Raw genomic sequence first — 12,017 nt, 5'->3', positions numbered from 1 at the left:
GGATGCAGAAGGTGTTAAATAAATTTGATGATGCGTTCTGAAAACGTTTTGCGCGTCAGAGAGGGGCTGCCGTTCCCACGGCAAGAATCGGCCCGGTAGGTCGGCCGGTAGGCGAGCCCGATTGCGGTTCGAGCGTCACCTCAAACAGCTGATTCGGACCAAGCCCGGGCAACATGCTCAGAGGCACGGAGGTGGGACGGTCCGCTGCGACGAGACCGAGGGACGTGGGAGCGGCCGCACCTTCCGGCTTGGTCCAGAATTGCACCGACCTTCCAGCCTCGAGCTGGACCGGAGACAGCGGGCGCAAGTGAACTTCCTTCGCATCGATGGCAACAACCCATACAGCGCCTGAAGCGGGCGGCTGCAATACCGCCACGTATCTGGGTGTGAGGGCTTCGGGCGCGGCGGTGAACAGGCGCAACGCGAGCAGGGCACTGGCCAGAACGCCGGCCATGCCGCTTGCTCTCCAGAAGAACAAGCTGTTCCACAAGCCCGACGCCGGGGCGCGAGGCGCAGGCAATGCCTGCCGGATATCGCGTTCGATGCGCGCCCAAAGGCGGGGAGCGGGCATGACGGGCGGCGGAGCAGGAGTCACTTCCAGCAGGCGATCTCGCCAGTACCCAACAGCGGCGGCCAGTGCATGATTGCGTCCGATTTCCTGCTCGACTTCTGCCATCTCTTCGGAAGACAGTGCGCCCAGGACATATTCGCCGGCCACTGCCACGACTTCATCCTGGTCGCGGAAATTCATGACAGGCATTCTTTCAGCAGGTGCAGCGCTCGCCGCGTCCATGCCTTGATCGTGCCAAGCGGGCGATCCAGATGGAGCGCAATCTGCGCCTGCGTATATCCTTCACTATAGGCAAGCAGGATGCACAGCCGCTTCTGGTCGTCCAAGCCTTCCAGGCAATGATGCAATGCTTGGGCACTGCGGTGTTCCGACAGGACGTCGGCCGGACCGGGATCGTCCGACGGACGTTCTTCGGTAACGGTATCCGCTACCGGCAGCTCATGGTGGTTGAGGCGAAGGATATGCAGTGCGCGATTTCGCACGATGCTGTATATCCAGCCTCTGGCAGACCCCAGCGCCGGCTGATAGGTTGATGATTTTTGCCAGATCTGGATGAATGCGTCATGAAGCACCTCGTCGGCGATTTCCCGCCGCCGGACAATGCGCATCGCAACGCCCATCAGCCATGCGGCTTCATGCTCATACAGACTGCGAAGAGCGCCGTAGTCTCCGCGCGAACATGCCAGAAGCTTTTCTTCATAGTCGAAATTTCCGTTTGGCATGTATGTGCGAACAACTGTGAATTGATCTGTCGAAGACTGCCGGCTGTATTGAATGGGTGAGGCTTTCCTGTCGGTACGGACGGAACAAATGGGAATGATTGGAATCAAGTGGCCGCTTCCCGCTGCTTCTCCTTTATCCGACAGGGCTTGCCGAAGCTGAATATGCTCGAAGAACTCGGGCGCGTCTTTGTGGGCAGTCAAGGAGAAGGGTACGAGCGCCAGCTATGCGCTGCGGAACAATCCCGAATGCTTTTCGCGTGACAACTATCCGGTTTAAAAGCGGGAAAGGCAATGTGCCGATCTGTGTAATCACCCGGCAGAATCCGCTCAGAGCGATCTACGAAGGCAGGATGTCGAATGCCCGGCTTGCTTCGGCCACGCTGGTTTTACCCTAAATGATTTCAGTGACTAACGCCGCTTTGCGCTAGGCTGTCCACCGTTTGAATTCCTTTTCCATCGTCATGCTCATGTGATTCCCTTTCGTGATTATCACCTGAGTAGGTTTTCAGTGGGTCAATACACATTCTCATACTGCCCGGCAAATCGCAGAGATTGCTCAAATTCCTCGCCCATCTTCAGCGGTGCATCGATCACTTGCCGCGTCACCGGCCCCCACGCGCCATACTCTCCCGCCCATATCAGTTGCCCGTCTTCATCGGTAACTTTCAGCGGCGTGCCGATCTGGTCCGTATGGAAGTAGTAAATCCGACCTGTGCCATGCGAGCCGTCGCTTCGAATCGTCTAGTCGATTCTCGCCCGCGGCGCATAGCTGGCACCGCCGTCCTGCTCGTACACATGGATGCTGATCCTGTCGCGGCCGATTTACTGCAGCAGCCGTAAGCCTTGCCAGACAAAGTTCGTTTCGCTCTGCTTATGGTTTGGCGCGCGGTCCTGCCTGCGTTTGACCGTCTTTCCAATGCGGCGACTAAATGGTCCGTGTAAAGAGAGTTTATTAAGAAATTAGTTTGGCGGGTTCACCATCATCATCTGTGATAGTTATTTCGTCAATGGATTCCAAAAAATGGATGAAATCAATTATGTCTTGCCCAATCTTATCTGGGTGAATACTGATCTCTAGCAAAACCTTGTCTGCTTTTAAGAATATACGAACGTCAAATTCCCAGTCGTCTTTGGAAAGCCCTATAGCTGAATTGTTTTTGAGCCAGTATTCATCTCTACCGATTTCCTTTTTAAAGGTGGGAAAACTTCTGATCTTATTGTCGATGTTAAGAAGATTGATAGTGTAGTTTTCAATATTTTTAAAGTTTACTAAGAATTCTGCTGACATATTGGATTGGTATATAATTTGACATCGGCTTGCATGGTCGCCTCTTGTGCATCCACACAGTGAACGACTTTTCGACGACGTCGATAATCCTCTACGCAACTTACTGAAAATTAATCAGTTTTGATGCGATAGCCCTGGACTCACTAGTGGACGCTTGTACTATCTATATCGTTATTATCGCCACCATTCCGTCGACATTACATGAAGCTCTTCAAGGATCAAATCATCTGGTAGTTGACTGACGTAGTCAACGTCTTCAAAGTCGTTAGCGATACTGAACCCCAAACCATATTCATCATCAATTATGAGAAATCCATGAATTACTAGCTGACGTGTTGAATGCCTTTTTATCTCCTTAATAGTCATTCCTGGCGCGATGGAGTTCCTAAGAGCGTCTAACAAAATAGGCTGATCGCGGTCCAAGGATCTTTCCAAGTTGTTCCGTGGAGAGACATCATGGCCCGCGAACTGGTTGATGATGAACTATGGGAAATCGTTCGCCCATTGCTTCCGCCCCCACCGCCACACAAGACGCCGGCCGGCCGCAAGAGGTTCGATGAGCGACGTGTGTTCACTGGCATCGTCTTCATTTTGCAATCTGGTCTGCCATAGGAAATGCTGCCCCGGGAAATGGGTTGCGGCTCGGGCATGACGTGCTGGCGCCGCGCACGCGACTGGCAGAAAGCAGGTGCCTGGGAAAAGCTGCATCGCGTACTGCTGGCCAAGTTGCGCAACGCCGACCGCCTCGATTTCTCGCGCGTGATCGCCGACAGTTCGTCGGTACGCGCAGTGCATGGCGGGAAAAAACAGGCTCCAACCCAACTGATCGGCGCAAGGCGGGCAGCAAGCATCACCTTGTCGTCGACAGCAATGGCACGCCGCTCAACGTCATCCTGACGGTAGTCAACGGCCATGACTCGACGCAGCTCATGCCGCTGCTCGACGGTGTGCCGTCGATCGCTGGCCGACGTGGACGGCCATTGAGCAAGCCTCACTGTGTACAAGCCGATCGCGGTTACGACTGCGAACGGTATCGCCGTATCCTGCGGCAGCGTCACATTACGCCGCAGATCGGCAAACGTCTCACTCGCCATGGCAGCCACTTGGGCATGACGCGCTGGGTGGTCGAGCGCACCTTCGCCTGGTTGCATCAGTTTCGTCGCCTGCGTGTGCGCTACGAACGCCGGGCTGATATGCATGAAGGATTTCTCCGCTTGGGATGCGCGATCATTTGCTGGCGTACGCTACGCAACGCTCTGCGTGAACCATTTCCATTTTGTTAGACGCTCTAAGAGCGCTATGCTGCCCGGCGCATAAAAATGGAGTCCTTTTTAAAAGAAGTCATCATAGTCCGGTGAATGTATCTGCCAAGTTGTATAGCCCTCCCAACCAAGCGAGTCAATCCAGTTGACCAGATTCGGCGCATGTTGATACAGATATCAATTTAGAGAACGACTTTAATAATTTTCTAATCGCCGGTTTTCTGCTAAATCTGCAATTTATTAAATTGTCATAACTAAATCTGTCGTAGATTGATTCAATAGAACTTAGGCTCGCGTTTTGAAAACTGAATTTTTCATTTCCAATGGAATTACTTTCCACGGTATTGATGTAGTAATTATTAAGGCTTTTTCCGTTGTCCGAGAATCGCATTGCGACACCATTGGAGAAAAATAAAGCCCCTTCTTTTAGATCTCTGCCTAGGTAAATGTTAACGGAAATATTCTTCTCTTTCAGTAAAAATGCAGACGTCTCTAAAAATTTATGCAAACGCATATTCCCGAAAATGCCCATACCATTAGTAATAATTTTCCTTGATAAAAAATATATTTTTATCTCAACAGGAATCAGCTGCTTTTTGTTGGAAATGAATTTCTGAGCTGAGTACATAAGGAGTTCATCCTCATGCCCTGCATGTTCAAAGTCATTATGTTCAAGTATGTAAGGATCAAATGATGGCAAACCTAGGCTATCAGGATCGGTAATATGTCCATTTTTTAAAAATTTAATGAGCAGTTCATCGGCTTGAGCTAGTCCTATTCTTTGCTGCAAAACTAGTGTTTGTTTTTGCCGCTTTATTAACGACATGGGTTCGTTCCTTTAATTCTATGCTTTTGAAGTATGTCGCGTACTTTGGACATTTCGCCGGCACGATTAGAGTTTGGGTATGCATCAATACCTGCTTGTGCAGATTTTTCCATTCTGCTGACGTTCTGTGGTTTACTCATATAGTCTTTTACCGCATCCTGCACTTTTTTCCATTGTCCTTCACGCAAATCACGTGTTGCTTGGTCAACGGGCAATGTGGTCAGCAAATCATTTGTCGCAGTAGGCACTAAGCCCACATGCCCTCCTTTTGGTGGCAAGCCGGGGCCATGTACATTGACATGTACCCCTCTGGCGAGAGTGTCTGGCCCTGCAGTCTGAGCACTTATTGTGTAACCTGCTAAGCCTAACGGATCTATCCACGAAATTGGATTGAATACATACTGATAAAGATTAATCCCACCCACCAATCCAATCGGATCCCGCGTCAGAAACCTCCCCACCTCCGGATCATAATACCGGAAGGTGTTGTAATGCAGCCCCGTACTCTCATCCTCGTACTGCCCGGCAAACCGCAGAGGCTGCTCAAATTCCTCGCCCATCTTCAGCGGTGCATCGAGCACCTGTCGCGTCACTCGACCCCAGGCGCCATACTCTCCCGCCCATATCAGTTGCCCGTCTTCATCAGTAACTTCCAGCGGCGTGCCGATCTGATCGGTATGGAAGTAATAGATCCGGCCTGTGCCATGCGAGCCGTTACTTCGGATCGTCTGGTCGATTCTCGCCAGCGGCGCATAGCTGGAACCGCCGTCCTGTTCGTAAACATGGGTGCTGATCCTGTCGCGGCCGATTTCCTGCAGCAGCCGCAAGCCTTGCCAGACGAACTTCGTTTCGCTTTGCTTCTGGTTTGGTGCCCAGTCCTGCGTGGGTTTGACCGTCTTGGCGATGCGCCGGCCAAGCGCATCGTAGGCGAAACGGGTGATCAGGTCGCCCTGGCGTGTGTCGCTGCGTGCTTCGATCAGGCGGTCATCGGCGTCGTAGAGGAAATGCTGCTGCTGCCATGACCCCTTCTTGCGGCTGCGGACGTTGCCGAATGCGTCGTAGCTGTAGCGGATGTCCTGCCAGACCATCAGCCGGTTGTTGCTGATCGCACCGGCGCTGCGGCGAGTGGCGAGGTCGCAAGGATTGTCGGCGTCGTCCCAGCGGAAATGTTCGTCGCCGGCTTTTGAGTGACAGCCCAGCAGGCGGCCATCCATGTCGTACCGGTATTGCGTCGGCCCGCGCAATGCGTCATGGCGTTCGGACAATTCGTCGGCAGCACTGTAGACGTAGCTGCGCCACAGCTGGCCCCTGTTCGGCGAGGGAAGGGTCGGTTCGGTCTCGCCTTGTTCCGGGCGGATGCTGCTTTGCCAGCTGCGCCGGTTCATTGCATCGTGGCCGAAGCCGGTGCTGAGGCGGCCTTGGGTGCGTACGATCTCGCGGTGCAGGTCATCGCGTTCGATATCGCAGATGATTCTGTCGCCAATGCGAATCTGATGCACATGGCCGGCGCCGTAGCTGAGCATGTCGAGCCGCTGGCCTTGCGGCAAGGTCAGCGAGATGGCGGTGCCGAGTTCATCGTACTCATGCCTCAGGCTGCCGTTGGCCCCGTGTTCGGCGACGAGTTGACCGGCGGCGTCATACTCGAAACGGACGGTATCGCTTTCGATGCCGAGCGCCTTGCCGGCGTCGGTGGGTATGCGCGAGGCGCTCAGGAGGCGATCGAGGGCGTCATAGGCATAGCTGGTGACGGCCGTTTCGGTATGCCGTGCAAGCAGGCGACCGGCGACATCGTATTGCATGTGTGTGTAGCGGCGCTGCACACGTCCCTGGTCGTCGTTGCCAGTCACTTCCATGCCGACCGCATTGCCGGCCTCGTCGTAACGATACTGCTTGACGATGCCGTCGACGCCGGTTTCGCGGCAGAGGCGGTCGGCATGGTCATAGTCGAACAGGTAGCTTGCGCCATTGGCGTTGATGAGACGCATGAGGCGGCCATGCGCATCGTACTCGTAGCCGACCGCGCGTTCAGTCTTGCCGATTGCCTTGAGGAGCTGGCCACGGCGGTTATATTCCCAGCGCTGGCTGTGCCCGGCTGCGTCGCGATGACGCACCGGCAAGCCGGCGGGGCCATACTCGAATTGTTCCTGCGCACCATCGGGCCTCAGGATGAGGATTGGTTCGCCGGTAAGCTGGCGCTCGACGATGGTGCGGTTGCCTGCGGCGTCGGTGATGCCGCGCAGATGGCCGTCGTTGTCGTAATCGTAAAGGGTGGTCTTGCCGGAGCAATCGATGTAGGCGGTGATCTGGCCGCGTTCGTTCCATTGCATGCGCTTGATGCCGCCGCGCGCGTCGGTGACCGATCCGGGCAGGCCGTCGGCATGATAGTCGTATTGCGTTTCGCGGCCGAGCGGGTCGTATGTCGAAAGCAGCAGCCCGCGTTCGTCGTAGCGGGCCGTCCACTGGCTGCCGTCGGGAAAGGTCTGGCGCGACGGCCGCAGGCTGTCCGCGTGATAGCCGGTTTCGGTAATACGCCCAAGCGGATCGGTTTCGCTGACGAGGCGGCCGAGCGCGTCATAGCCAAGATAAACGCTGCGCTGCCCCGGCAGATGCATCGTGACAAGATTGCCGTGCTCGTCGTACTCGAAGCGATAGCGGCTGCCGTCGAACCAGAGCGCTTCCGTGATCTGGAAATGGGCGTCGTACTGCCATTGCGCGGTGCGCCCGAAAACATCTTCAACGCTGCTTGTGCGCTTGTGCGGATCGTAGCGGAAATGGTATCGCTCGCCTTCGCTAGTGCCGTGCTCGATCACGCGATGCAATCCATCGACCTCTTCCCAGCGGTAAGTGCATTGCATGCCGAGGGCATTGTGCTGTTCGCACATCAAGCCATCCTGGTAGGCGAAGCGGCGCACGACATGGCCCATGCGGTCGGTGACGGCGGCAAGCTGGCCGTTGTTGTCGTAGCTGTATTGCACCAGCATGCCGGGCGTGCCGCCCTCGATCAGTTCAATGCCGGTCAGGCGATGCAGCGGATGGTCGTAATGCAATGCCACGCGCAGTCCCTTGCCGGTGACCTGCAGGAGCCTGCCATGCTCTCCGCGCTCGAACTGCAGATGATTCCCGAGGCGGTCTTCAATGCGCTGCAGGTGTGCGGTGCCGCCGGCATCCGGAGCGGTGAAGAGGTGGAAGGTCTCATCGAGTCCATGCGCGAGATAACGGCCATCCTTGAGCCGGCCCAGCGTCAGCTGCTCGGCTTCGGAGTAAATCTTTTGTCCCGGCTCCAGCAGCGGGAACGGGATGTCGCGGCCCTGCACGCCGGTATGGATGAGGCGTTCATCTTCGATGCGCAGCGATATTTCCCATTCATGCCGCCAGCCGCGGCCGAGCATGCCCCCGGTACGGAGATCGCTGCCGTAGTAGCGGCTGCCGGTGAGCGGAAGGCGGCCTGTCAGGCTGAAGTCGTTCTCGTCCTGCGGCAACAGCAGCTTGCGGCCGGTGGTCACATCCACCGGATGGCCGATGAGGCCGCTGATCGCCGGTGCGGCCACGTAGCGGCCGATGGCTTCGCCAGCGGCGAAACCCGCGATATAACGCGCGGCGCAAGGCATCAGCGCCCGCATGCCCGCATCCCCGGCTTTCTTGACAAGGCCGGCAAGTCCGCCTCCCAGTCCGGCCAGCGTGAAGGCCCAGTCCACTGCGGTGCGCAAGGCATCCGGCACTTCCGGATCGATCTTCAGATAGCCGGTACGTCCGCCGCCGATGAACACGTTGGAAGAGCCGGTCTGAATCTTTGCATCGCATTCCGTCCTGTCGTCGATGCGCGCAGCGGCAAGGCCATTGATGAAGACCGTGCCCGAACCCTCGGCCACGCGCGGCAGCGGCGGATGCTTGTCGCAGGCCACGCCACTAAGCTTAACCAGCGCGGCCGCACGGCCGTTGGTGTAGACGTTGTGCGAGCCGCTGATGATCGTTCCGGAGGGCGTTCGCATGGCGCTGCCTATCGCTTCGCCCAGCATCAGGATGCCCGTGGCGCCGACGCCTGCGACCAGGCCGGCCAGCAGGCCGACGCCGAATCCGCAGGTAAAGGTGGCGAAGGCGACTGCCGCGATGAGCGCCACGCCGATGGCGGCGCCGATCAGAAAACCGGACAATGCGCTGCTATGGCTGATGCCATCGTGGATGCGGGCTGCTTCGTACATGTCAGTCCTGAGCGGGTTGCGGGCTGCCGTGTGCGGACGGGGTTTGGGGTGCGGTTGCGGAATTGGCCGGCGCCACGGCGCCGCGCGGAGTAAAGCTCTCCAGCCAGCCGGTCCAGATGGCATTGGCGTGTTCGCCGTGAGGACTTGCGCCTGTCGCCGAAAAGATCAGCACACGCTGCTCCGATAAGGGAAAAGCCGCCTGGCGCTGATATATGGTGCGGTTGGCGCTTCGGTAACAGGCATCGATCTGCTCGCCGTCGATTGCGCTGTCGCCCTTGCCGAGACATGCATTGCCGCGCGAGAGCAGTTTGTACCCGGAAATCTTTTCCTTCATGAGCCCGATCTGGCGCTCAACATACGCGGCAAGCGTTTCATCGGGATGCATGTTGTCGCGTCCGATATTGAGATTGAAGGTCGATTGCTCCGTATCGCCCTGCACGAAGATGTTGGCAGTGCGGTCCTGGAAGCCGGCCGGAAGTTGCAAGGATCCTTCATTGATAAAGTAGGAGAGGTCGTCTGGAAGCATCAAGGTTCTTTCTGCATCATCTTGGATACGGGAAAGATTGATACCTTAATAACAAATTACATTTATTGCAACATTAAAATTCCGCATTCCTGTGGTGCCCGGGCGTGTAGAAAATAACCAACATGAGGCTCGCCAATAGGATGGCGGGCGCATTGGCCTATACTTCCACCAGAGATGCAGCCGTAGTCACCGGCATGCAGTCATGCGGGCGGCGGCATCAGTGAAGGAAATCAGATAATGGCAATGGATTGGTTGAAGGTCTTGAAACAGGTGCCCTGGACGGAGGTCATCGGCAATGCGCCGACCGTGGCCGACGGGGCCAGGAAGCTCTGGGGTGCGGTTGCAAAAACACCGGCGACGGCCGTGCCTCCGGAAACCGCAGTGCATGCCGCCTCGCCGCAGGAAATACTTGCCGAACTGGATAACCGGCTGGGCTCGGCTGAAGCCAGCATCTCCGATCTGCACGGCCAGATGCGTACCTCATCCGAACTGATCAAGGCGCTGGCCGAGCAGAACGCTCAACTCATCCAGCGCATCGAAGTCAATCGCAAGCGCTTGGTCACCTTGGCAATCGCCACCGGCGCGAGCGGCGCCGTCGCAGTCATTGCGCTTGTGACGGCAATCGTGCGTACCGCGGCCTGAACGCCGCGCCGCCGACATTCGCGCTTTCTCGCGGCGGACATCGTCTCGCCGCCGGGATGACGCAGGCTACCCGCCGCCGCGCCGGGTGTAGCGGTCGAAATAATCCATGAAGGCCTGGCGCCGGTCCGTATCGAGGCCAATGAAACGGAAGCTCACCTGCAACACCGGCAACACGATGCCGGCGATGCGCCTGGGCGGCATGGGTATCGCCAGGATTTCGACCCGGCCGCTTTCCAGCGCAACGACATGGCATAAGCCGGCGCCGCAGGGATGGCTTTCAATCGGTGCATGCCGCGTTGCGCCGGGCAGCCAGCGGACGAGATCGGCCTCGGTGCAACCCATCTCGCGGGTCAGTGCCGCATCTTCAGACTGCGCGCGGGTCATCAGCCTCCGGCCACCGGCGGCCAGATCGCGATCACGTCGCCTTCGGCCAGGCTGCGCGCGCCGCGCTGCGCCGGTTCAACGTAGACGCCGTTCACCAGCACCAGGTGCACCATTTTCTCCGGCAGCTTGAAGCGGGCGATCAGGTCGCCCAGCCGGGTCTCGGGGGCCACTTCCAGTTCCACCGCATTGTACTTGCGCTCCGGCGGCAGATAATCGGTCAGCGTCGCAAACAGCTTGAACGTCAGCTTCATGGATGGCGCCACTCCGGCTGCTTGCGAGTGCTGGCGATATAGGCTTCCGGCAGGCAGAGCGGATTGGCCAGCAGCGCCTGCTTCCAGCCGCCGAGCTTCACCCGCGATTCGATCAGTCCGCGCAGCAGGCCGACGTGCTCGGTGAAGCCGATCGCATTGGCACCCACCAGCACGTCGCCGTCGAATTCCAGCCGCACGTGGCGGAACGCCGCCGCATCCGTCAGCTCCACGTGGTCGCCTCCCGGCACGCCGTGCCAGCGTCCGAACGAGGTGGAAACCAGGCCCAGGGTGTCGAGCACGTTGATCTGCGTGACGCCGCGCTGCACCGCGTGCCGGCCCGCCATGTTCATTGCCGCGCAATAGGCCTGGTCTGCGGCGTTGGGCTGGATCGCCGAGACGATGGTCTGCTCGAGAATCGGGTCGTAGGCTTCGGCGCAATCTCCGGCCGCATACACGCCCGGCACCGAGGTCTGCATGGTCTCGTCCACCAGGATGCCCTGCAGGCACTTGATCGGCGCTTCTTCCAGGAAGCCGATGTTGGGCTTGACGCCGGTGGCGGAAATGACGAGGTCCGCTTCCAGCGTGTCGCCGTTCGATAGCCGTGCCAGCAGCGGCGCGCCGCCCGGCGCTGCGCCGGAAGGATTGCGCTCGATCGCCTCGACCCGCGTGCCCACATGCACCGTCACGCCCTTGTCTTCGCACCAGCGCCGGATCATGTTGCCGGCGGCATCGCCCATCATGCGCGGCACCATGCGCTCGCCCATTTCCACCACCGTAAGCCGCACGCCGCGCATGGCCAGCGCTTCCAGGATGATGCAGCCGATGAAGCCGGCGCCCATCTGCAGCACGCGGGCGCCCGGCGCGGCGCGCTGCAGGATGGCGCGCGCATCCTGCAGCGTCCAGCAGTTGTGCACGCCCTCGAGGTCGATGCCCCGCACCGGCGGGCGCGCCGGCACGGAGCCGGTCGCGATCAGCAGCCTGTCGTAGGGAATGAGCGCGCCATCCTCCAGCACTGCCATCCGCGTGCCGGTATCGACGCGCATCACGCGACCGCGCACCTGCTCGATGCGCAGCCGCCGGAAATGGTCCTCATCCTTGCGCAGCAGGGTGCCGCGCTCGTCGATGGCGCCATGCAGCAGGTAGGGAATGGCCATCCGTGAATACGGACGTTCCGGTTCATCGCCGATCAGCACGATGCTGTCGCCGGCGGCATGCTTGCGGATGGTCTCGGCGGCAATCACGCCCGCGGGACCGTTGCCGATAATGACGTGTTGCATGATGTCCTCTTTCATGGGAATCGCCTGCGCCGCAGGCGTACATGCGGGTAAGGAGCGCATGCAGGGGCA

Annotated in this window: 12 protein-coding genes and 1 pseudogene; 2 read left to right on the top strand and 11 right to left on the bottom strand. The window is 58.3% G+C overall.

The window, feature by feature from the left end; genetic code table 11:
• Window positions 1-55 precede the first annotated feature (55 nt).
• From RY831_RS01130 to RY831_RS01115, 5 genes are all read right to left on the bottom strand, one after another.
• On the bottom strand, window positions 56-751 hold the full coding sequence (locus RY831_RS01130; RefSeq protein ID WP_326504490.1) for an anti-sigma factor: 696 nt from the start codon (window positions 749-751) through the stop codon (window positions 56-58).
• Complete coding sequence (locus RY831_RS01125) at window positions 748-1,293, bottom strand: sigma-70 family RNA polymerase sigma factor (RefSeq protein WP_326504489.1); 546 nt, start codon at window positions 1,291-1,293, stop codon at window positions 748-750. Before RY831_RS01125 ends, RY831_RS01130 begins: the two co-directional genes overlap by 4 nt.
• Before the next feature lie 513 nt (window positions 1,294-1,806).
• The gene (locus RY831_RS33165; protein WP_367576075.1) at window positions 1,807-1,998 is read right to left on the bottom strand and encodes an RHS domain-containing protein; all 192 of its coding nucleotides are present in this window, start codon (window positions 1,996-1,998) and stop codon (window positions 1,807-1,809) included.
• 247 nt (window positions 1,999-2,245) lie between these two features.
• Complete coding sequence (locus RY831_RS01120; protein ID WP_326504488.1) at window positions 2,246-2,581, bottom strand: hypothetical protein; 336 nt, start codon at window positions 2,579-2,581, stop codon at window positions 2,246-2,248.
• Between the two features lie 174 nt (window positions 2,582-2,755).
• On the bottom strand, window positions 2,756-3,004 hold the full coding sequence (locus RY831_RS01115; protein WP_326504487.1) for a hypothetical protein: 249 nt from the start codon (window positions 3,002-3,004) through the stop codon (window positions 2,756-2,758).
• A gap of 33 nt (window positions 3,005-3,037) precedes the next feature.
• Between RY831_RS01115 and RY831_RS01110 the strand changes: the two are divergent.
• A pseudogene (locus RY831_RS01110) lies at window positions 3,038-3,864 on the top strand (IS5 family transposase).
• Window positions 3,865-3,979: 115 nt separating this feature from the next.
• Here the strand turns inward: RY831_RS01110 and RY831_RS01105 are convergent.
• The 3 genes from RY831_RS01105 to RY831_RS01095 are packed head-to-tail and all read right to left on the bottom strand — an operon-like array spanning window position 3,980 to window position 9,352.
• Complete coding sequence (locus RY831_RS01105) at window positions 3,980-4,669, bottom strand: hypothetical protein (protein ID WP_326504486.1); 690 nt, start codon at window positions 4,667-4,669, stop codon at window positions 3,980-3,982.
• Window positions 4,660-8,868: an RHS repeat-associated core domain-containing protein gene (locus RY831_RS01100; protein ID WP_326504485.1), complete on the bottom strand. Its 4,209-nt coding sequence runs from the start codon at window positions 8,866-8,868 to the stop codon at window positions 4,660-4,662. The genes RY831_RS01105 and RY831_RS01100 overlap by 10 nt, the downstream gene beginning before the upstream one ends.
• A gap of 1 nt (window position 8,869) precedes the next feature.
• Window positions 8,870-9,352 (bottom strand): DcrB-related protein, encoded by a 483-nt coding sequence (locus RY831_RS01095; RefSeq protein ID WP_326504484.1) that lies wholly within the window; start codon window positions 9,350-9,352, stop codon window positions 8,870-8,872.
• Window positions 9,353-9,631: 279 nt separating this feature from the next.
• Between RY831_RS01095 and RY831_RS01090 the strand changes: the two genes are divergently transcribed.
• The gene (locus RY831_RS01090) at window positions 9,632-10,036 is read left to right on the top strand and encodes a hypothetical protein (protein WP_326504483.1); all 405 of its coding nucleotides are present in this window, start codon (window positions 9,632-9,634) and stop codon (window positions 10,034-10,036) included.
• A gap of 66 nt (window positions 10,037-10,102) precedes the next feature.
• On the opposite strand, the gene RY831_RS01085 is transcribed toward RY831_RS01090, so the two are convergent.
• Genes RY831_RS01085 through RY831_RS01075 form a run of 3 tightly spaced genes read right to left on the bottom strand, consistent with a single transcriptional unit; the run spans window position 10,103 to window position 11,948 of the window.
• Complete coding sequence (locus tag RY831_RS01085) at window positions 10,103-10,420, bottom strand: hypothetical protein (protein WP_326504482.1); 318 nt, start codon at window positions 10,418-10,420, stop codon at window positions 10,103-10,105.
• Window positions 10,420-10,671: a sulfur carrier protein ThiS gene (gene thiS, locus RY831_RS01080; RefSeq protein WP_326504481.1), complete on the bottom strand. Its 252-nt coding sequence runs from the start codon at window positions 10,669-10,671 to the stop codon at window positions 10,420-10,422. Before thiS ends, RY831_RS01085 begins: the two co-directional genes overlap by 1 nt.
• The gene (locus RY831_RS01075) at window positions 10,668-11,948 is read right to left on the bottom strand and encodes an NAD(P)/FAD-dependent oxidoreductase (RefSeq protein WP_326504480.1); all 1,281 of its coding nucleotides are present in this window, start codon (window positions 11,946-11,948) and stop codon (window positions 10,668-10,670) included. The genes thiS and RY831_RS01075 overlap by 4 nt, the downstream gene beginning before the upstream one ends.
• Window positions 11,949-12,017: the final 69 nt, after the last annotated feature.

It is taken from the genome of Noviherbaspirillum album, from assembly GCF_035916955.1.
Taxonomy (GTDB): Bacteria; Pseudomonadota; Gammaproteobacteria; order Burkholderiales; family Burkholderiaceae_D; genus Noviherbaspirillum; species Noviherbaspirillum album.
Note: the sequence above shows the minus strand (reverse complement) of the source record. Positions and strands in the feature narration are given on the sequence as shown.

Coding starts and splice junctions, on each gene's coding strand:
- RY831_RS01090 (WP_326504483.1), top strand. CDS start 9,632: ATGGCAATGGATTGGTTGAAGGTCTTGAAACAGGTGCCCTGGACGGAG.
- RY831_RS01075 (WP_326504480.1), bottom strand. CDS start 11,948: ATGCAACACGTCATTATCGGCAACGGTCCCGCGGGCGTGATTGCCGCC.
- RY831_RS01130 (WP_326504490.1), bottom strand. CDS start 751: ATGAATTTCCGCGACCAGGATGAAGTCGTGGCAGTGGCCGGCGAATAT.
- RY831_RS01125 (WP_326504489.1), bottom strand. CDS start 1,293: ATGCCAAACGGAAATTTCGACTATGAAGAAAAGCTTCTGGCATGTTCG.
- RY831_RS01105 (WP_326504486.1), bottom strand. CDS start 4,669: ATGTCGTTAATAAAGCGGCAAAAACAAACACTAGTTTTGCAGCAAAGA.
- RY831_RS01100 (WP_326504485.1), bottom strand. CDS start 8,868: ATGTACGAAGCAGCCCGCATCCACGATGGCATCAGCCATAGCAGCGCA.
- thiS (WP_326504481.1), bottom strand. CDS start 10,671: ATGAAGCTGACGTTCAAGCTGTTTGCGACGCTGACCGATTATCTGCCG.
- RY831_RS01085 (WP_326504482.1), bottom strand. CDS start 10,420: ATGACCCGCGCGCAGTCTGAAGATGCGGCACTGACCCGCGAGATGGGT.
- RY831_RS01120 (WP_326504488.1), bottom strand. CDS start 2,581: ATGTCAGCAGAATTCTTAGTAAACTTTAAAAATATTGAAAACTACACT.